The 16,802-nt window shown below is 70.2% G+C and carries 21 protein-coding genes and 2 pseudogenes; 8 read left to right on the top strand and 15 right to left on the bottom strand.

Annotated features, from left to right (window positions below):
* Positions 1-10 precede the first annotated feature (10 nt).
* The 3 genes from HS99_RS14215 to HS99_RS14205 all read left to right on the top strand — a co-directional run bounded on the left by HS99_RS14215 (position 11) and on the right by HS99_RS14205 (position 3,405).
* Complete coding sequence (locus HS99_RS14215; RefSeq protein WP_030556545.1) at positions 11-817, top strand: zf-HC2 domain-containing protein; 807 nt, start codon at positions 11-13, stop codon at positions 815-817.
* 176 nt (positions 818-993) lie between these two features.
* Positions 994-2,115: a PP2C family protein-serine/threonine phosphatase gene (locus tag HS99_RS14210; protein WP_030556547.1), complete on the top strand. Its 1,122-nt coding sequence runs from the start codon at positions 994-996 to the stop codon at positions 2,113-2,115.
* 360 nt (positions 2,116-2,475) lie between these two features.
* Positions 2,476-3,405 carry an NmrA family NAD(P)-binding protein gene (locus tag HS99_RS14205; protein WP_030556549.1) on the top strand — a complete coding sequence of 310 codons (930 nt, stop codon included), beginning with the start codon at positions 2,476-2,478 and terminating at the stop codon, positions 3,403-3,405.
* 459 nt (positions 3,406-3,864) lie between these two features.
* On the opposite strand, the gene HS99_RS14200 is transcribed toward HS99_RS14205, so the two are convergent.
* From HS99_RS14200 to HS99_RS14170, 8 genes are all read right to left on the bottom strand, one after another.
* Positions 3,865-4,692, bottom strand: coding sequence for an alpha/beta fold hydrolase (locus HS99_RS14200; protein WP_030556552.1), 828 nt, complete (start codon positions 4,690-4,692; stop codon positions 3,865-3,867).
* Positions 4,693-5,147: 455 nt separating this feature from the next.
* Complete coding sequence (locus HS99_RS46580) at positions 5,148-5,300, bottom strand: peptidoglycan-binding domain-containing protein (protein ID WP_267885581.1); 153 nt, start codon at positions 5,298-5,300, stop codon at positions 5,148-5,150.
* 88 nt (positions 5,301-5,388) lie between these two features.
* Positions 5,389-5,754: a peptidoglycan-binding domain-containing protein gene (locus tag HS99_RS45850; protein WP_050366104.1), complete on the bottom strand. Its 366-nt coding sequence runs from the start codon at positions 5,752-5,754 to the stop codon at positions 5,389-5,391.
* Positions 5,755-5,801: 47 nt separating this feature from the next.
* The gene (locus HS99_RS14190; RefSeq protein WP_030556556.1) at positions 5,802-6,173 is read right to left on the bottom strand and encodes a peptidoglycan-binding domain-containing protein; all 372 of its coding nucleotides are present in this window, start codon (positions 6,171-6,173) and stop codon (positions 5,802-5,804) included.
* A gap of 146 nt (positions 6,174-6,319) precedes the next feature.
* A complete protein-coding gene (locus HS99_RS14185; RefSeq protein ID WP_030556558.1) occupies positions 6,320-7,396 on the bottom strand; it encodes a C40 family peptidase in 1,077 nt (358 codons plus the stop codon).
* 84 nt (positions 7,397-7,480) lie between these two features.
* Positions 7,481-7,873, bottom strand: a complete 393-nt coding sequence (locus HS99_RS14180) for a peptidoglycan-binding domain-containing protein (RefSeq protein ID WP_030556559.1) — start codon at positions 7,871-7,873, stop codon at positions 7,481-7,483.
* Positions 7,874-7,898: 25 nt separating this feature from the next.
* Positions 7,899-8,315 carry a peptidoglycan-binding domain-containing protein gene (locus tag HS99_RS14175; RefSeq protein ID WP_030556561.1) on the bottom strand — a complete coding sequence of 139 codons (417 nt, stop codon included), beginning with the start codon at positions 8,313-8,315 and terminating at the stop codon, positions 7,899-7,901.
* Between the two features lie 25 nt (positions 8,316-8,340).
* Positions 8,341-8,757 carry a peptidoglycan-binding domain-containing protein gene (locus tag HS99_RS14170; RefSeq protein ID WP_030556563.1) on the bottom strand — a complete coding sequence of 139 codons (417 nt, stop codon included), beginning with the start codon at positions 8,755-8,757 and terminating at the stop codon, positions 8,341-8,343.
* Between the two features lie 422 nt (positions 8,758-9,179).
* Here HS99_RS14170 and HS99_RS14165 point away from each other — a divergent pair.
* Positions 9,180-9,341, top strand: a pseudogene (locus HS99_RS14165) (IS5/IS1182 family transposase); the annotation flags it as partial.
* A gap of 152 nt (positions 9,342-9,493) precedes the next feature.
* On the opposite strand, the gene HS99_RS14160 reads toward HS99_RS14165, so the two are convergent.
* The 6 genes from HS99_RS14160 to HS99_RS14140 all read right to left on the bottom strand — a co-directional run bounded on the left by HS99_RS14160 (position 9,494) and on the right by HS99_RS14140 (position 12,941).
* Positions 9,494-9,898, bottom strand: a complete 405-nt coding sequence (locus HS99_RS14160; RefSeq protein ID WP_078938495.1) for a peptidoglycan-binding domain-containing protein — start codon at positions 9,896-9,898, stop codon at positions 9,494-9,496.
* Between the two features lie 69 nt (positions 9,899-9,967).
* A complete protein-coding gene (locus HS99_RS14155) occupies positions 9,968-10,339 on the bottom strand; it encodes a peptidoglycan-binding domain-containing protein (protein ID WP_030556569.1) in 372 nt (123 codons plus the stop codon).
* 121 nt (positions 10,340-10,460) lie between these two features.
* Positions 10,461-10,859 (bottom strand): peptidoglycan-binding domain-containing protein, encoded by a 399-nt coding sequence (locus HS99_RS14150; RefSeq protein ID WP_030556571.1) that lies wholly within the window; start codon positions 10,857-10,859, stop codon positions 10,461-10,463.
* Positions 10,856-11,506 carry an ATP-binding cassette domain-containing protein gene (locus tag HS99_RS45845; protein ID WP_267885582.1) on the bottom strand — a complete coding sequence of 217 codons (651 nt, stop codon included), beginning with the start codon at positions 11,504-11,506 and terminating at the stop codon, positions 10,856-10,858. Before HS99_RS45845 ends, HS99_RS14150 begins: the two co-directional genes overlap by 4 nt.
* 47 nt (positions 11,507-11,553) lie before the next feature.
* Positions 11,554-11,976 carry a GntR family transcriptional regulator gene (locus HS99_RS14145; protein WP_030556573.1) on the bottom strand — a complete coding sequence of 141 codons (423 nt, stop codon included), beginning with the start codon at positions 11,974-11,976 and terminating at the stop codon, positions 11,554-11,556.
* Between the two features lie 458 nt (positions 11,977-12,434).
* Positions 12,435-12,941 carry an anthrone oxygenase family protein gene (locus tag HS99_RS14140; RefSeq protein ID WP_030556575.1) on the bottom strand — a complete coding sequence of 169 codons (507 nt, stop codon included), beginning with the start codon at positions 12,939-12,941 and terminating at the stop codon, positions 12,435-12,437.
* 317 nt (positions 12,942-13,258) lie between these two features.
* Between HS99_RS14140 and HS99_RS14135 the strand changes: the two genes are divergently transcribed.
* Entirely contained in the window at positions 13,259-14,257 is a 999-nt protein-coding gene (locus HS99_RS14135; protein ID WP_078938492.1) for an AraC family transcriptional regulator, read from the top strand.
* A gap of 134 nt (positions 14,258-14,391) precedes the next feature.
* Here HS99_RS14135 and HS99_RS14130 read toward each other — a convergent pair whose 3' ends face one another.
* Positions 14,392-14,754, bottom strand: a complete 363-nt coding sequence (locus HS99_RS14130) for a carboxymuconolactone decarboxylase family protein (RefSeq protein ID WP_030556579.1) — start codon at positions 14,752-14,754, stop codon at positions 14,392-14,394.
* 134 nt (positions 14,755-14,888) lie between these two features.
* Between HS99_RS14130 and HS99_RS14125 the strand changes: the two genes are divergently transcribed.
* The 3 genes and pseudogenes from HS99_RS14125 to HS99_RS14115 form a co-directional block, all read left to right on the top strand.
* Positions 14,889-15,851, top strand: coding sequence for a LysR family transcriptional regulator (locus HS99_RS14125; RefSeq protein WP_063737849.1), 963 nt, complete (start codon positions 14,889-14,891; stop codon positions 15,849-15,851).
* 224 nt (positions 15,852-16,075) lie between these two features.
* Positions 16,076-16,399: a hypothetical protein gene (locus tag HS99_RS14120; protein ID WP_232543203.1), complete on the top strand. Its 324-nt coding sequence runs from the start codon at positions 16,076-16,078 to the stop codon at positions 16,397-16,399.
* Between the two features lie 26 nt (positions 16,400-16,425).
* Positions 16,426-16,774 (top strand): annotated as a pseudogene (locus tag HS99_RS14115) (ISKra4 family transposase); the annotation flags it as partial.
* Between the last annotated feature and the right edge of the window lie 28 nt (positions 16,775-16,802).

Below are 16,802 nucleotides of genomic sequence, written 5' to 3'. Positions count from 1 at the left end.
GGTGCCGACCATGAACGGCGACCGCGACGCCATCCGGTTGTCCCTGGGCGGATACGTGCTGGGAACGCTGTCCCCGGCGGAGGCCGAGCAGGTCCGCGCCCACCTCGCAGAATGCGCCGAGTGCCGGGCCGAGCATGCTGAACTGGCGGGACTGCCCGCGCTACTCGCGAGGGTCAGCGAGGCCGAGGCCGAGGCCGCAGGCGAGGCACCGCCCGCGCCCAGCGGAGAACTGGCCGACCGGCTGGTACAGCGGGCCGCCGCACGCGAGCGAGCGCAGCCGGAGCCGCCGCCTGCGGCCACTGCCGCAGCGGGCGTACAGCAGCAAACCGGCCAAAGCCGGCTCGACCGGCTGCTCCAGCAGGCCGCGTCCCGGCGTCGTACCGCCGTGCGGAGGCAACTGGTCGGGGTCACTGCCGCAGCGACGATCGTCGCGGCAGCAGCGTCGGGCGGTACCTGGCTGGCCACCGTCGCGACCACGAGCAGCCAGGTGGCGCAGCCCGCACCGACGTCACCGGCCCCGGTCCGCACCTTCTCCGGAACCGACCCCACCACCGGCGTGTCCGCCTCGATCAAGGTCTCACCCGCCGCCTGGGGCAGCGCCCTGCAGGTCTCGGCCAGGGGAGCGCCCGCCGGGATCACGTGCAGCCTGCAAGCGGTCGGGATCACGGGCAGCACAGCAACCGCCGCCACCTGGCAGGCCGGCGATTACCCGGGTGGCGCCGCGATTTCCGGAACCGTACCCATGTCCCCCGGAATGATCAGTCACTTCGACATCTACGCCGGCAACGGCCAGCGGCTGCTCACCGTCCCGGCGTGACGCCCGGCCTGGTCGGCCTGCCGTGATCCAGTCGGTCGGCTCGGCGTCGTTCCGTCGGCGGGAGGCCGCCATGGTCATGGCGCAGGCGCAGTGGCGCGTTCAGTCGTAAGGTGCAGCGGATGGACCCTCCGGGGCGGCGCGTTCCCGCAGGGGAAGGTGGGTGGAAAGCTTGGGGCATGGCCTTGCGAGCATGGCGGGTGTTCTGGCATTCCTGGCAGCCGGGTCACGCACCCGCGCTGATGGTGATCCCTCTGGGGCTGATCGGCGCGGTCTGCGTGGTGGACGTGCTGGCTCCGCCGCACATTCACCTCGGGCCCCTGCTGGTGGCGGCACCGGCGATCACGGTGGCGTTCGCGGGCGCCCGCGTGACGGCACTGATGGGGGCGCTCGCCGTGGCGGCGCAGATGCTGATCGGTGTGCTGAGAGAGGGCCTGTCCGCCGGCAACATCCAGGCTCAGATCGCCGCTCTGGTCGTCGTCTCGGCCGTCTGTGTCGGCATCTGTGTGCTACGGGACCGGCGTGAGCGCCAGCTGCACCGGGTGCGGTCCGTCGCCGAGGCGGCGCAGAGCGTGCTGCTGCAGCCCTTGCCCGACCGCGCCGGTCCGCTGCGGATCGCCGGCCTGTACATTCCCGCCGAGGAGGAAGCCGATCTGGGCGGAGACCTGTACGCGGCCGCACGCACGGACCACCACAGCACCCGGCTCCTCATCGGTGATGTCCGCGGCAACGGCCTGGCCTCGATCAACAACTCCGCCCTGCTGCTCGGCGCCTTCCGCGCGGCCGCCCATCGGCAGGCCACCCTGCCTCGCCTCGCCATCCACCTGGACGCCGCCTTCCGCTGGGACACCAGCCAGTGGCGGTCACCGTCGGAGCAGGACACCGACGAGGACTTCGCCACGGCGATCCTGCTCGACATCCCCGACCACGATCCGGTCGTCCACCTCATCAACTGCGGCCACCCACCGCCGCTGCTCCTGCGGGGAACCCGCGTCACCCCCCTGACGCCGAGGGCGAGCCACCTTCCGATCGGACTCGGCTGCGCTTTCGGCATCACCGCCTACGACGTCCAGACCTTCCCGTTCGAGGTTGGCGACCTGCTCATCCTCTACACGGACGGCGTTATCGAAGCGCGCAACACCGACGGGCTCTTCTACCCGTTCACCGAACGGGCGCCCATGTGGGCCAAGGACGACCCTGGCGAGCTCCTGCGCGCTCTCCACGACGATCTGCTGGCCCACGTCCACGGTCACCTCGACGACGACGCGGCCGCAGTCGCGATCAGCCGCCTGGCCCTCTGATTCGGTCCTGGTCAGCCCCCGGGAGGGCCGACTTTCGAAGGATGGTCAGCCGCCGGGAGTCTTCCCGGGAGCGGGCGTAGCGTGGAGGGACGCAGTCAGGGCGGTGCGCTGCGGCGAACGGTCCTGATCACGTCCCCTCCGAGGCCGCGCGACGCCAGCACGCCGAGCCGTCTCGGACGCTGTGAGACGGAGGGCCACCGCGGAGGTGCCGGCTCATGACTCCGCGTGCCCGGGAGAGACGGCGACCGAGGGGACGGGCCAGCAGTTCGGGCCGCGGACGCATGCCGATCGCCTGACCTTCACCGGGGCCGGACGTCACCCCGGTTTGCGCCCGGGCCGTACGGGCCGCAGTCTGCCGACATGGACTCCAGCCCGGAAGCAGGCATGCGGCCCATTCTGGTGACCGGTGCTGCGGGCAGCGTCGGGGCCGTCGGCAGAACCGTGGTCCAAGGGCTGCGGCGCCGGGGCTTCCAGGTGCGTGCTCTGGTGCGCCAGGACGACGACCGTGCCCAGGCGCTGCGCGCCACGGGTGCCGAAGTCGTGGTCGGAGATCTGACGCATGCCCGTGATGTCGCCGACGCCCTCGACGGCTGCGGCCGGATGTACTTCGGCATGGCCGTGTCGGCCCAGTATCTGCTGGCCGCTGTGACCACAGCGGCGGTCGCGCGCACCTACGGACGCCTGGAGGCGTTCGTGAACATGTCGCAGCTGACCGTATCCGAGATGGACGCCACCAGCGGCTCCGACTCGCATCAGCATCGTCAGCAGTGGCTGGTCGAGCAGGTTCTCGGCTGGTCAGGCCTGCCCGTGGTCCAGGTCAGGCCCACCGTCTTCATGGAGAACCCGCTCTTCCAGACCGTGTTCGCCTCGGTCGCCAAGGACGGCGTGATCAGATGGCCCTTCGGCGAGGCGAGAACCTCCCCGATCGCGGCCGGTGACGTTGCCGCGGTCGTCGAGGAGATTCTGGCCGATCCGGCCGGGCGCATCGGCCGGACCTACGAGCTGACCGGTCCCCGATCACAGGACGTCACCGCTCTGGCCGCGGAGATCTCCGATGCTCTGCACCGCACGGTCGGCTACACCGACGTCCCGTTGCAGGAATGGCTCGACAATGATCTCGCGGCACTGGGACTGCCGGCCCATGTGCTCCAGCACATCTCCACCATGGCTCGCCTCCACGTGGCCGGGCGCTATGACCGCCAGACAGACGGCATGGCGGAGATCACCGGGCGGCCCGCCGAAGGAGTATCCGGGTTCGTCCGCAAGAACCCCGGGCTGTTCACTCGCTGACGCCGACAGCCGCCGTGAGGAACCACGCACCACGCTGCGACGGCCGCGCCCAGCCGTATCCGAGGATGCGGCGGCGCTCACCGCGCGCAGCACGACCGTCACCGTACTCACAGGAGCGGTGTACGACGCCGACGGAAACAGGCAGCTCATCGTCCGACCGCGTCGTGCGCCCCGTGCTTCGCCGCCGGGCCGTCAGCATCGCACCGCATCAGACCCATGCCATGGGCGGATCCCTCCCGGCCCGCATGCCGAACCAGGAACCGAACCCCCAGCCGCACAGTGAAGCGGCGAGTGTTGCCGCGGTCTCGGGGCGCAGGGTGAGGCCGCCGTGCAGGAACTGCTCGGTGTCGGCCGGCCCGAGTACGAGGGCTCGGGCGGCGGCCGTTCCTTCGTCGTCCTGGGCGAAGGCGAGTAAGACCTTGCGGCTGTCCGGGTCGGCTGAGACTTCGCCTGGGCCTTCTACTTGTTGAGGAATTCCAACAGGTCCCGGTTGAACTTCTCCTTGTCGCCCGGCACCATCGCGATGCCGTGGGAGCTGCCCTCGTACACCTTCAGCTCGGCGTTCGGGATGATCTGGGCGGACTTGCGGCCGGTGGCGTCGATGGGCACGACCTGGTCGTCGTCGCCGTGCACCACCAGGGTGGGAATGTCGAACTTCTTCAGGTCTTCGGTGAAGTCGGTGTAACCGAAGGCGTCCACGCACCGCACGCCGCCTTCGATGGTCTGCGCCATCGCCATGTACCAGAAGGCATCCTTGTTGCCCTGGGTGACCTTGTTCCCGGGGCGGTTGGCGGAGAAGAAGCCCTCCGCAGTGTCCTTCCAGAACTGGGAGCGCTCGGTGAGGACGCCGTTCTTGAGTGCGTCGAACACCTCGTCCGGCACGCCGTCGGGATTCTTGTCAGATTTGATCATCACCGGCGGGATGGCGGACAGCAGCACCGCCGAGCGCAGCCGCCCCGTGCCGTGTCGGCCGACGTAGCGCGCGAGCTCGCCGCCACCCATGGAGTGCGCGACCAGGGTGACATCTCGCAGGTCGAGGTCGGTGAGCAGGTCGTTGAGGTCGTCGGCGAAGGTGTCGAAGTCGTAGCCGTCCCAGACGGGCGTGGAGTGTCCGTGGCCGCGGCGGTCGTGCGCGATTCCGCGGTATCCGGCGTCGACGACGGCCTTGAGCTGGTCCTGCCAGGCGTCGCCGTTGAGCGGCCAGCCGTGGATGAACACCACGGGACGTCCCTGGCCCCAGTCCTTGTAGAAGATCTCGACACCGTCGCGGGTGGTGCAGATGGGCATGTGGTCTCCATAAGGTGTTGGGTGGCCCGGGAGGAAGAGGGATGCTCGGGCATCCGCTTGCCAGCCGAACGCATGCCCGCACCAGGCGCAAGCGCCGACCCCCAGATGGCCTACGTGACGGGGTGGTGCCCGCCCGCCGATCGAGCCGACACTCGCCGAAGCACGACGACAGCTGCCTCAAGGACCTACGGAGATTCGACCTCATGGCCGCCTGGAGGCGCCACCGGTACCCCGGTGCCCGAGAGCCAGTGGAAGAAGTACGCCGGCCACCACCCCTACCGGCGGCCGTGCTCCTGACGAGGACGGGGCAACGAACGGCTGGCAACGAGTACGGTCGTATCCCTCCCGCGGGCAGGCTGGTGGGTCGCCGCCCGGTTCGACGGGCCGTACGCGAAAACGCTCGGCCGGGAGAATCCGGCCGAGCGTCTTCGTCAGTCCCCTGCGGCGACGGATCGTCAGCAGGTCGCCCCTTTCCACGCGGTGGCGTAGAAGTCCAGCTCGGACCAGGTGTTCGGGCCGACGATGCCGTCGGCCGGGAGCTTGACGCACACCTGGAACCTCTTCACCGCGGCGAGGGTGTTCTTGCCGAACTGCCCGTCGACGTCCAGGTTGAAGGGGGTGGGGAAGAGGGCGGAGGAGGCGTTCAGTTCGCGAGCTGGGTGGTCATTCGGGGCGTACGGGCCCCAGGGGTGGGGCCTAGCACCAGACCGGGGTGGTGCCCTGGCTGCTCTGGTAGTCCAGCTTGGCCCAGGTCAGCGGGCCGACGATGCCGTCGGGCTTGAGACCGGTGCAGGTCTGGAACTTCTGCACCGCGGCGAGGGTCTTGGGGCCGAAGTACCCGTCGACGTCCGGGCCCATGTAGGCGAGGGAGTTGTAGAGCTCGCACTGCAAGGCCTTGACCGCGTCACCGCTGTCGTCCTGGGAGAGCATCGGCTCGCTGGTGCTGTAGCCGCCGCAGAGCTGGCTCGGGGACGTCGCGGCCGAGGCGCTGCCGGCGGTGGTCACACCGAAGCCGGCGGCCAGGAGGGTGGCGACCGCAACGGCCGCAAGCTTGTTGCGCATGGTTCTTCCTTCGGTACGGGTGACTGGGAGGACTTGGTCGGACCGGATCAGCAGAGGTAGTTCGCCTCGGTGTCGATGTCGCTCTGGTAGTCCAGCTTGGCCCAGGTCAGCGGGCCGACGATGCCGTCGGGCCTGAGACCGGCGCACCCCTGGAACTTCTTCACGATGGCGAGGGTGTTCTTGCCGAAGACCCCGTCCACCTGGAGACCGGCGCCGCGCACGCTGTAGTTGAGCTCGCACTGCAGCGCCTTGATCTCCGGGCCGCTGTCGCCGGAGCTCACCTCCGCCTCGTTGTCGCTGCTGTAGCCGTAGTAGGAGCACGCGGCGGGGGTGCTGGCGGACGCGGTGGTGGCGGTGCCGATTCCGAGGCCGGTGAGCACGACGGCTCCCGCGGCGACGGCAGCGAGCTTGGTACGCATGGGCGTTTCCTTCACAGGGGTCAGGTCGATGGTCCGGGACGGACGGTGAGGTCCCCGCCGGCATGGCCGGGCGAACAGCCCCGGGGCGGGTGGTTTCGGGTGTCGCGCGGGTGGCGGTTGCCGTCCCCCGCACGGTGGCCGGGCGGTCAGGCCGTGACGTGGTACCAGTAGCCGCCGGTGCGCAGGGTGACGTAGTGCACGTTGGTGCCCGTCTCCTTGGCCTCGTACATCATGTCCGCGCCGGTGGCGGAGTCGGTGCCGGCGTAGAGCACCACGTGCACGGTGTTGTGGGCGTCGGTGCCGAAGTACTCGACGTCGCCCGGCTGCCGCTGGGCCTCGGTGATCGGGGTGAGGTGCTTGTCCAGGGTCTGCTCGGTGGTGTCCCCGCCGCCTGCGAGGTCGATGCCGGCGCCGAACCAGAAAGCCGCCCGGACCAGGCCCGAACAGTCCACGCCCACCGTGGTGTTGGCCGGGCAGGGCTGGATCGAGCCGGTGTAGCCGTCGCAGGTGCCCAGCGACGGGCCGGGGCCCTCGCCGCGCAGCGAGTGCCCGCCGCCCCACACGTACGGAACGCCCAGGTACGACTTGGCCGCGTTCAGGACCCTGGTGGAGTCGATCGGGCCGCTGGGCAGCGGGGCGGGGGTGCCGGTGTAGAGGGCGTTCTTGACGCCGGTGCCGACGATCCCGTCGATGGCCAGGCCCTGTGCGGCCTGGAAGTTGCGTACGGCGGTGTCGGTGGCCGGCCCGAACTGCCCGTCCACGACGAGGCGGCCGGCGTTGAAGGTGTTCAGCATCGTCTGCAGGGTCGAGACGCACTGCCCGCTCGCCCCGGTCTGGAGGTTCCCGCACTGGGTGCGCAGGTCCACGGTGCCCGAGGCGGCGGCCGCCGCCGCATCGAGCGCCGACTTGGTGGCCGGGCCGACGATGCCGTCCGCGGTGAGGCGGTGCGCGCCCTGGAAGGTGCGCACGGCGCTGTCGGTGGCGGGCCCGAACTGGCCGTCCACGGTCAGGTGGGCGCCGGTCAGGTTGAGCTCCGCCTGGAGCTGGGTGACGCAGCCGTCGGCCTCGCCCTGCTGGAGGTTGGCCGGGCAGGCCGGGGAGGTGATCGGGATCGGGGCCGGCGCGGTCGCGGCGGAGGCGGTGTAGGCGCCGAAGCCGGTCAGTGCGGCCGCCAGGGCCAGGCCCAGCGACCAGTGGCGCCGGGCGGGAAGGATGGTCTTCACAGGGGGTTCTCCGGATCCGTGGTGATGCGTCAGGGGGCGGGCAAACTCCGCCCCCTGACGCCCGATGTGCTCGACGGGCGGGCGCTACTCGAACAGCCCCGAGTCGCTGGGCACGTAGGCGAAGCAGGAGCCGGACTTCCCGCCGTACTTCTGATCACCGCGGTAGAGGATGTTGTCGCCGGTGAAGGGGCCGACTATGCCGTCCGGCTGCACGTGGACGAAGGCCTGGAACCACAGGACCTGGTCCTTGGTCTGCGGGCCCCAGATGCTGTCCTCGTCGATGGTCGCCCGGTTGTTGTTCCGGGCGACGTCGTTGATCAGGTGCTGAACGCACCAGACCGCCTGGCTGTTGTTGGCGTAGCCGTCGCCGATGTAGCCGGCGGTGTCGGACGCGCTGGCGGAGCCGGCCAGACCCAGCAGCGCGGTTCCGGCCACGGCCCCTGCCAGCACGGCGCGGCCGAAGGACTTCGCGGTCATGTGTTGCTCCTCGCGGTACGGGTGATCAGGGGCCGTAGGTGGTGGGGATGTACTGCCAGCAGTAGGCGTCGTAGCTGCCGACGTAGTACGGGTCGCCGTCGCCGATGATCGCGTTCCCGGTGAGCGGGCCGACGAAGCCGTCGGCGAGGAGCGACCGGCCGCTGAGGATGGTGTGGGACTGCAGCCACTGGACGGCGGACTTGGTCTGCGGGCCCCAGATCCCGTCCTCCGCCACCGGCGCGGGGTGGTCGGCCTGAGTGGTGACGTTCAGGAAGTGGTTGAGGTTGTGCTGGACGCACCACACGGCGTGGGTGTTGTTGGCGTAGCCGTCGCCGAGGGTCGGGGCGCTGGGGCTGGCGCTGGCGGGCCCGGCCAGGGTGAGCAGGGCGGCACCGGCCAGGGCCAGTGCCGCCGCGGCGCGGCCGAAGGGCTTCGAGGTCATGTCTTCCCCCTCCCGTGGCGGACGATCAGCCGCCGAAGGTGGTGGGGATGTACGGCCAGCACGGGGAATCCTGCTCGCCGTTGCCGTACTGGTATCCCTCGCCCATGATCATGTCGCCGGTGAGCGGGCCGACGATGCCGTCGACCTGGAGCTTCTGGCCGTCGACGTAGGCGTCCTCCTGGATCCACTCGACGGCGGCCTTGGTCTTCGGACCCCAGAGGCCGTCCTCGGCCAGCGGCGCGGGGCGGTCGGTCTTGGTGGTGATCCCGATGAAGTGGTTGATGTTGTGCTGGACGCACCACACCGCCTGGCTGTTGTTGGGGTAGCCGTCGCCGATGTACGGCGCGCCCTGGGCGGCGCTGGCGGTGCCGGACAGGCCCAGCAGCGCCGAGCCGGCAACGGCCAGTGCCGCCGCGGCGCGGCCGAAGGTCTTCCTGGTCATGTGTTTCTCCTCGCGAGACGGTGTCGGGGCGGTGTGCCCTCGGGACGGACGGCGCCCGGTGGTACGGGGCGTGATGCCTGGTCGGGTCGCCGCGTCGGACTCCGCCGCACGGGGCGCGGCTCGGTCGACGGTCGGGTGTGCTGCCGCCGGTACGCGTCGAACGGGTTGGCGCCGCCGACGCGTGGCCACCCTGTTGCGGCAGGACTCTGCCGTACTCTGCCGTGCTCCGCGGTCCCTCCGGAAGGTGTACGGACGTCCCATCCGTCCCAGGGACGTGTCCCCCGGACCGGGCCCGCGTCGTGGGACGGGTTTCCGTCCGGCGCGGGCGCTTGGCGGGGCGCGGGCCCGGGCTTCGGGGAACGCGGACGTGCCGGGCGGCCCCGCAGGAGGGGTCGCCCGGCACGTCGGTGCGGGGGTCGTCAGTGCTCTACAAGGAGCGCAACACCGTCGAGCGCCTGATCAACAAGCTGAAGGCCTGGCGAGGCATCGCCACCCGGTATGACGAGACCCCGGAAAGCCACCTCGCCGGCCTCCACCTCCGCGGCGCAATGATCTGGATCAAGGACCTCACCCGCACCCATTGATCACGACCGAATACGCTCCCTGGAAAGCCCCGAAGGCCTGACAGCACTGAGCGGCGCAGCCCCTTCACCGGGGGCTGCGCCGCAGCGTCGGCGCGAAGGTCAGGGGCCGCCGGGCTCGCGGACCCGGCCGCCGCCCGCGCCGTCCAGGAGGCCTACTCGAACTCGGTACGTGCGATCAGGCCGTGCCAGGTGTTCCGTCCGACCAGGCCGTCCACGCCGCCGGCGTCGGAGTACTTGCGCTGGTAGGCCACGACCGCGTCGTACGTCTTGCCGCCGAAGTCGCCGTCCACGAAGTTGGCGACGTCCTGGCTCGGGACGAGGCCCAGCTGCACGAGATCGGACTGCAGCTCCTTGACGCAGACGCCGCCCGAGCCCTTGCCGAGCGTCACGTCCGGGAGGTCCCAGCCCAGGTAGTGGTAGCTGCCGACCTCCTGCATGCAGGCCTGCCAGTAGCCGTACTGCGCCTGGGCCGGCGTCGCGGTCAGTCCTGCGACGGCTGCCACCACCGCGCCGAGCATCGCGGTGTTACGTACGGCACGCTTGCCTGCTGCCTTCATGAGTCTGCCCTTCGAGTGGTGGGTGGGCCGGGCGGTTCCCGCGCCGGCCGTCGGTGCTGCCCGGAACGGTCAGTTGTCGAACCGCTGGCACGCGTAGTTCGGGTTGTAGAGCTTCTCCCAGGTGTTGGGGCCGACGATGCCGTCCTCCGACAGCCCGTTGCAGTGCTGGACCCAGATCACGCCGGCGTAGGTCTCCTGGCCGTACTTGCCGTCTATCTGCACCGCGTGGTTCATCCCGAAGCCGCTGTAGAAGAGGATCAGGCACTGGGCCTGCCTGACCGCGTCGTTGCTCTGGTTCGGGTACACGTAGGGCCTGGCGTTGTCCGGGACGTAGCTGCAAGCTTCGTCCGCGGACGCCTGCGGGGCCAGAGCCACCACGCCTCCCAGGGCGATGGCAGCAGATGCGGTGACGGCGGCCATCCGGCGCCGGAACTCGGTCATGACGAACTCCCTGAAAACAGCTGTCGTGCACGGCATTTCGGGCGGACTCTCGCGACTTTCGGCCGGCCGGAGGTGCCCCACCGGCGGCCCAGGTCCTGGGCCGCCGGTGCCTGAGGTGGGATCACCAGGCGACGAAGCGCAGCGCGGGCCAGGTGTCGGGGCCGACAAAGCCGTCCTGGGTCAGGCTCTCCCCACGCTGGACGACACGAACAGCGTCCTGCGTCTTCGGCCCGTAGTAGCCGTCCACGGTCAGGTTGCTGCCGATCGTGTTGAGCAGGCACTGCGCCTCGACGGTGGCCCAGCTGAAGGTGTCCGGGGACGGGGTCTCGGTGTAGCCGTTGTAGAAGCCGAAGTGCTTGTCCGACTCGGAGGGCTTGAACGGCGCGCCGCCCTGCTCGTACTCACGGCCGGCGCAGCTGATCGGGGTCGCCGCCGACGCGGTGTTGGCGGTGGCGATGCCACCCGTGGCGAGGAGCAGGGTCGCGGCCACCGCGAGAGTGGCCTTCTTCATGATGTTCATCGCAATCCTCCGTAGCCAGGACGCCGGCCGCTGTCACCCGGCTCGCCCTGTGATCCGTCGGTCCACCCCGGAGCCGACAGCGAGGATTCTGCACCAGGCCCGCGCCCGATTGGCCCGCTGGGACGTTGACAGGGGACGTCTCTGACATCCCAGGGCGAGGACCTGCGGCTTGGGACACCCGACCGGTCATCCGGGGACGGGGGAGGGACAGGGAAGGGACAGGGAAAGGACAGCGCCAAGGGTTCTAGTGACCAGCTCTCACAGCCCAGCCGACGAGCCTCCGTCCTCGCGGGCCGGCGGTTCGGACCAGCAGCGTGGACTGGCGGTCGGTATGGCTGGCGCGGGTCCAGACGCCGACGGGCGACGTCCGCGTCCCAGCGCCGGTTGAGCTCGCCGCCCATGGTGATCAACTCGGTGGCGGTGAAGTCCCGGTACAGCGGGGTGTCCTGGGCGACGAAGCCGATGTCCGCCAACGCGCGGGTGTTCCCGCGCGGCTCCTCCCCGAAAACCCGAACCCGCCCCTCGTCCGGCTGCAGCAGGCCGACCGCAAGGTGTAACAGCGTGCTCTTGCCCGCACCGTTCGGGCCGACCAGCGCGGCGATACGGCCGGCCGGCAGCTGCATCGAGCAGTCACGCAGCGCCCACATGCGCCCGTACCGCTTGCCCAGGGCGTCGGTTTCCAGCGCCAAGTCCGTCATGTCTCTCCCCCGGTTGTCCGTGCTGCTACTGCCGTCGGGGCGTCGAACGCGGCCCGTACCGTGGTGTCGATCAGCGCCGAAAGATCGTCCCGGCTGAGCCCGGCCACCCTCGCCCTGTCCAGCCACGCCACCAACTCGGCGCGCAGCTCGGCCTGGTGCTGCAGCGACGGACCGGCCAGCGTCCCCACGAGGAAGGTTCCGACCCCCGGCCGCCCCTCGGCCAATCCCTCGTGCTCCAGTTCCCGGTACGCCTTCAGGACCGTGTTCGGGTTGATGGCAAGGGCTCGCGCCACCTCCCGCACCTTGGGCAACTGATCCCCGGGCTGTGCCAGCCCGACCCGCAGCGCTTGTTTGACCTGCAGTACCAGCTGCATGTACGTGGCCACCCGCGAGCGGCCGTCCAGTACGAACCCGATCACGAGCAGTTCTCCTACTGTCTTATGACAGTAAGACGGCTTCGGCATCGCAGGGCCAACTGTCAAGCGGGAGTGGAGAAACAGCGTTCCTCAGAACTGCCGCTGCGGCGGTGCCGCCCCGTTGATCAGCCCGGGGAAGCGGCAAACGGCCACGATGCAGGCCCGCTGCGCCCAACGGGTGACCAACAGGGCGGCACCGGCGTCGTTTGTGGCGGCGGGCCCGGTTCACCGCACAACAGCATCACTCCGACGCCTGCCCTACTGGCCAGGCCGAAGGGAGCCAGCTCACCGACTGGACGAAGGCGGCCCCGCCGGGTGGCGAGGGTGAGTTGGGCGGACGCGACGCGGCGGCCGCGCTGCGGTGCCGGCGAAGGAGTCCGTCGTACGCGGCCTGGGGACCGTGAACGGCGTCGGCGGCGACCAGGCCGGGGCAGACCCGGTAACTCTCGGTCCTACGCCACTCACGCCCGGCCCACACCGCGGGCGACACGTATCGCCCAGACGAGGCAGACCAGCGATGCGGTGGTCACCAGGGTGCGAGCAACGTTCCAGTGCACCCACGTCGCCTCGAACCGCGCACGAACGGCCGCGAGATCGTGGATCCTGCCCGCGGAGCCGGCCTCCGCCAACTGGTTGTTGAGCGGCACACTGAGGCCCATCGTGATCAGCAGGGAGATCACATAGAGCACGACTCCGGCGACGATCCACGCAAGGGCGGGGCGGCCCTCACCGTGCCGATGCTGGAACGCGGCGACCAGGCCGAGCACCAACGCACCGCCGAAGGCCAGAACGAACCAGCCGTTCTGGATCGCCACGTTGATGCGCTGCATCGCCTCGACGAACGTACGGTCGTCCGACTGTCCGAGCCCTGGCATCACCGCGACGGAGAATACGAAGTAGGTCCCGGCCATCAAACCGGTGAGGACCGTCGCGGCGAGCAGAACGATGCCGCGGATATCACCGTTCACGGATACTCCCCAGGTGTATCGCGGTTGAGCTGTCGGATTCCGTGCGGCGGGGAGTGCCCCACTGCGGTGGACACCCCTGAGGCTCCCGGGACAGGAGTCCAGGCACCCGGTGGTGCGGGTGGTCCTCCGCGCGCGCCATGGCGATCATGCCCATGTTCCTCGTGCGGGGGTCTTCCTGATGGCGCGTGCGCGGGTAAGGGGGGACGGTGGCTGGCGGATCCGGTGTCATGCCTGTCAGTACAGCCGCACGGCCCGGTGCCGGACCATCGGCGAAAAGCTCATCGCCATACGCGATCGTCCACTCCTAGGCTGAGCGCATGGATCCACTGGCGACCCTGCTGGACGGCCCTCGCGCCCGCGGCGCCTTCCTGCTGCGCTCGATCCTCAGCCCGCCCTGGTCCCTGCGGATCGCCGACCGCGCGCCGTTGACGCTGATGTACCTGGTCAGCGGCGAGGCATGGGTGGTGCCCGATGCCGAACCGGCCGTGCGCCTGCGGCCCGGCGACATCGCGGTGGTACGCGGCCCGGAGCCGTACACCGTCGCCGACGACCCCGCCACCGCGCCCCTCATCGTCATCCAGCCCGGCCAGGTCTCCACCGGCCCGAACGGTGAACTGTGCGACGAGATGGACCTCGGCGTCCGCACCTGGGGCCACGACCCCCAAGGCTCCGCCGTACTCATCAGCGGCACCTACCAGATGGACGGCGAGGTCAGCCGCCGTCTGCTGACCGCCCTGCCGCACGTCCTGCACCTACCGAGGGACGCCTGGCACAGCTCGCTGCCCGCGCTGCTGTCCGAGGAGGTCGTCCTCGACCAGCCCGGCCAGGAGATCGTCCTCGACCGCCTCCTGGACCTGCTGCTCATCGCGGTCCTGCGGGCCTGGCTCTCCCGGCCGGAGGCCGGCGCGCCCGGCTGGTACGCCGCCCGGAGCGACCCGGTCGTCGGGCTGGCCCTGAACCTCCTGCACGATGACCCGGCCCACCCCTGGACGGTGGCGTCGCTCGCCGCGCAGACCGGGGTCTCCCGCGCGGCACTCGGCCGCCGCTTCACCGAACTCGTCGGCGAACCACCCATGTCCTACCTGACCAGCTGGCGGCTGGCCCTGGCGGCCGACCTTCTGCGCGAACCGGACGCCACCGTCGCGGCAGTGGCCCGCAAGGTCGGGTACAGCACTCCCTTCGCTTTCAGCACGGCGTTCAAGCGCGTACGGGGAGTCAGCCCGCAGCGGCATCGGGAGGGTGCGGTGGCGGCGGATGCAACCCGAGAGCCGATGAATGGATCACTGCGCAGGCCTGACGGCTGGCGTCAGCGGTAGGCGGCCAGGCATACACGGGCGCCTTCGTCCGCGAGGCGTTCGAGGTCGGCGGAGGGCCGGGTCCGGTCGTAGCCGTGGAACATAGCCTCGGTGATCATGTGAGTCCGCCGGCCAGAGGCGGTGCGTGGTACGGCCTACGAGGGTGACGACGTGACCGGGTGTCCGTCGTAGAGCTTCATCGCCTGCAGGCCGTGAGCCAGCGCCCCGCCGGCACGCACCGCTCCGGCAACGAAGATGACCTCCGCGAGTTCCTCGGCGGTGACGCCGTGCCGGCGGGCCTGGGCGGTGTGCACGTCGAGGCAGTACGAGCACTGGGTGGTCAGTGCCACGGCGATCGCCACGAGTTCACGGTACTTGCGTGGCACGGAGCCGTTTCCGCGGTCGACGACCTCCTGGAAGGACTGCCAGGCGGCGAACTCCTCGGGAGCGAGGCGGCCGACCTGCCGGGCGCGTTGCAGGTCGGACGGCTCGGCGTAGCCGTGGCTGTGCTGGTGCATGCGAGTGCCTCCGTTGGTGAGCAGGAGTCGGGCGAGAACCATTCGATCGCGCCGGGACCAGCTCACCAGCGCACCCGCACGACCGTCCAAGACTGTTTCGGTAGTCCTCGGACCGTCTCGATATGGTGCACGGTATGGATCTTCGCCGCCTGCGGTATTTCGTCGCCGTGGCCGAGGAGTTGCACTTCGGTCGCGCGGCTGCGCGGCTGCACATGTCGCAGCCCCCGCTCAGTCAGCGCATACGTGAGCTCGAGAACGAGCTCGGCTGTCAGTTGTTCCAGCGGTCCGCGCAGGGCGTACGGCTCACTGAGGCCGGTTCGGTTCTGCTGGGCGAGGCAAAGGAGTTGCTCGACGCGGCCGAGCGGGCGCGGGAACGGGTACGGGAGACGGGCCGGCGGCGCACCATCGTGGTGGGCACCGTTGCCGGAGCCGGTCTCGAATTCGGCCCCCGCGCGGCCGCAGCCTTCCGCCGTACCCATCCCGACGCGCAAGTACGGCTGTGCGAGGCGGATATCAGCGACCCGACGGCGGGGCTGCGGTCCGGTCGGGTCGACGTCGCTCTGACTCGGCTCCCTTTCGACACCGCGGGCCTCGCGGTCCGGCTGCTGGAGACCGAGCCGCTGGTCGCAGCGGTTCCGGCGGACGACCCCGTGGCGCGGCGGCCCCATCTGCGGGTCGGCGACCTGCTGGGCCGACCGTGGATCCGCCTGCCCGAGGACGCCGACGCCGCCTGGCGGCGGTACTGGCTCGGCGAGGCCGACAGCGGCGAGGCGGTGGAGCGGTCTGCGGGCACCGGCTCGGGGCCGGTGGTCCGCACGGTGTCCGAGTGCCTGCATGCCGTCGTGTGGCAGGGTGCCGTCGGCATCCTCCCCGCCGGTGCGACCCACCGCCACCGAACCGAGGGCATCGCCTTCGTCCCGCTGACCGACTACCCGCCGAGCCGAGTCGTGCTCGCCTGGCCGTCAGAGGTCCCCGACCCTGCGGTCCTCGCCTTCGTCGAGGCGGTCGGTGCGAGGCCCGTTCCGGACACGGACGGAGCGCCAGGTACCGCCTACGACCTCTTCAACCGGCCGCCGGACCTGCTGAACATCCCCTGACCTGCGCGTCCCCGGCGGCCGGTGGCGATGGGTCAGCCGCCGTGGGGGGTGGTGTGGTAGTGGAGTTGGTCGAGGTGGTCGGCCAGTTGGCGGTGGCAGGCGTCGACTGCCCCGCGTCGGGCGGCGGGTGCCGGCAGGCGTCGTCATACCTCCTCAGTACGCTCGCGGCATGAGCGTCTCTCTACTACCGCGCAAGCCGGGCGATGCCACTGACGAATGCCGAGATGGCCACTGTCGAGCGAATTGTCGCCGCCCACATGTCGTCCTTCCCGTACCAGGACGAGGAAAGCCTCTACCTGTACGACAGCTCTGGCAGCGAGCCGGACGAGATCGTGGCCGGGTCCACGAAGATGCCGCTCGATCCCAGCCGCGCACTGCCGGTGATCGCCCATGTGCTGGACGCCGTGACCGAGTTGCACCGTGCCCTGCCAGGAGCGCAGTGGCACGTGCACATGGACGACCTCGACGTCCCCTGGGACGAGAACGACGGATACGTTTTGCCAGGCATGCGTGATGAGGGTCTCGCAACAGCGCTGGACAACCCTTGAGGGCGCTGCCCGAGGCCGCCGATGGGGTCGAGACGACTGGGCGGGAACTGTTACGGCAGCTACTGCAGGACCATCTGGACCTGCGGGCCAGGCGGGAGGAGGAAGAGATGGATGGTCCGGGTCGCCCGGGTCGCCCACTGGGGCCGGGGTGTGGGCAACGTTCTTCCCGTCGACCGGGCGCTGTCCCTGCCGGCGGGCCGGCACTCGACCGGCTTACAACGGCTCGCGGTCACCGAAGCCGTCCGCGGCTCGTTCGACCAGGCCCACGACGCGGTCGAGCGCCGCTGCGGGAACGTGCGCGGTAAGCGCAGGCTGGAAGGACTCGTGGTCGCCGCCGCGGTCGACGTCGACGACTTCTGCCGGACCCGAATCCCATTCGTCAGAGGACGTCAAGTCCGCTTCT

The organism is Kitasatospora aureofaciens, from assembly GCF_001188955.3.
GTDB classification, from domain to species: Bacteria; Actinomycetota; Actinomycetes; order Streptomycetales; family Streptomycetaceae; genus Kitasatospora; species Kitasatospora aureofaciens.
The sequence above is the reverse complement of the archived record's forward strand: the minus strand, read 5'-3'. Positions and strand labels throughout refer to the sequence as shown.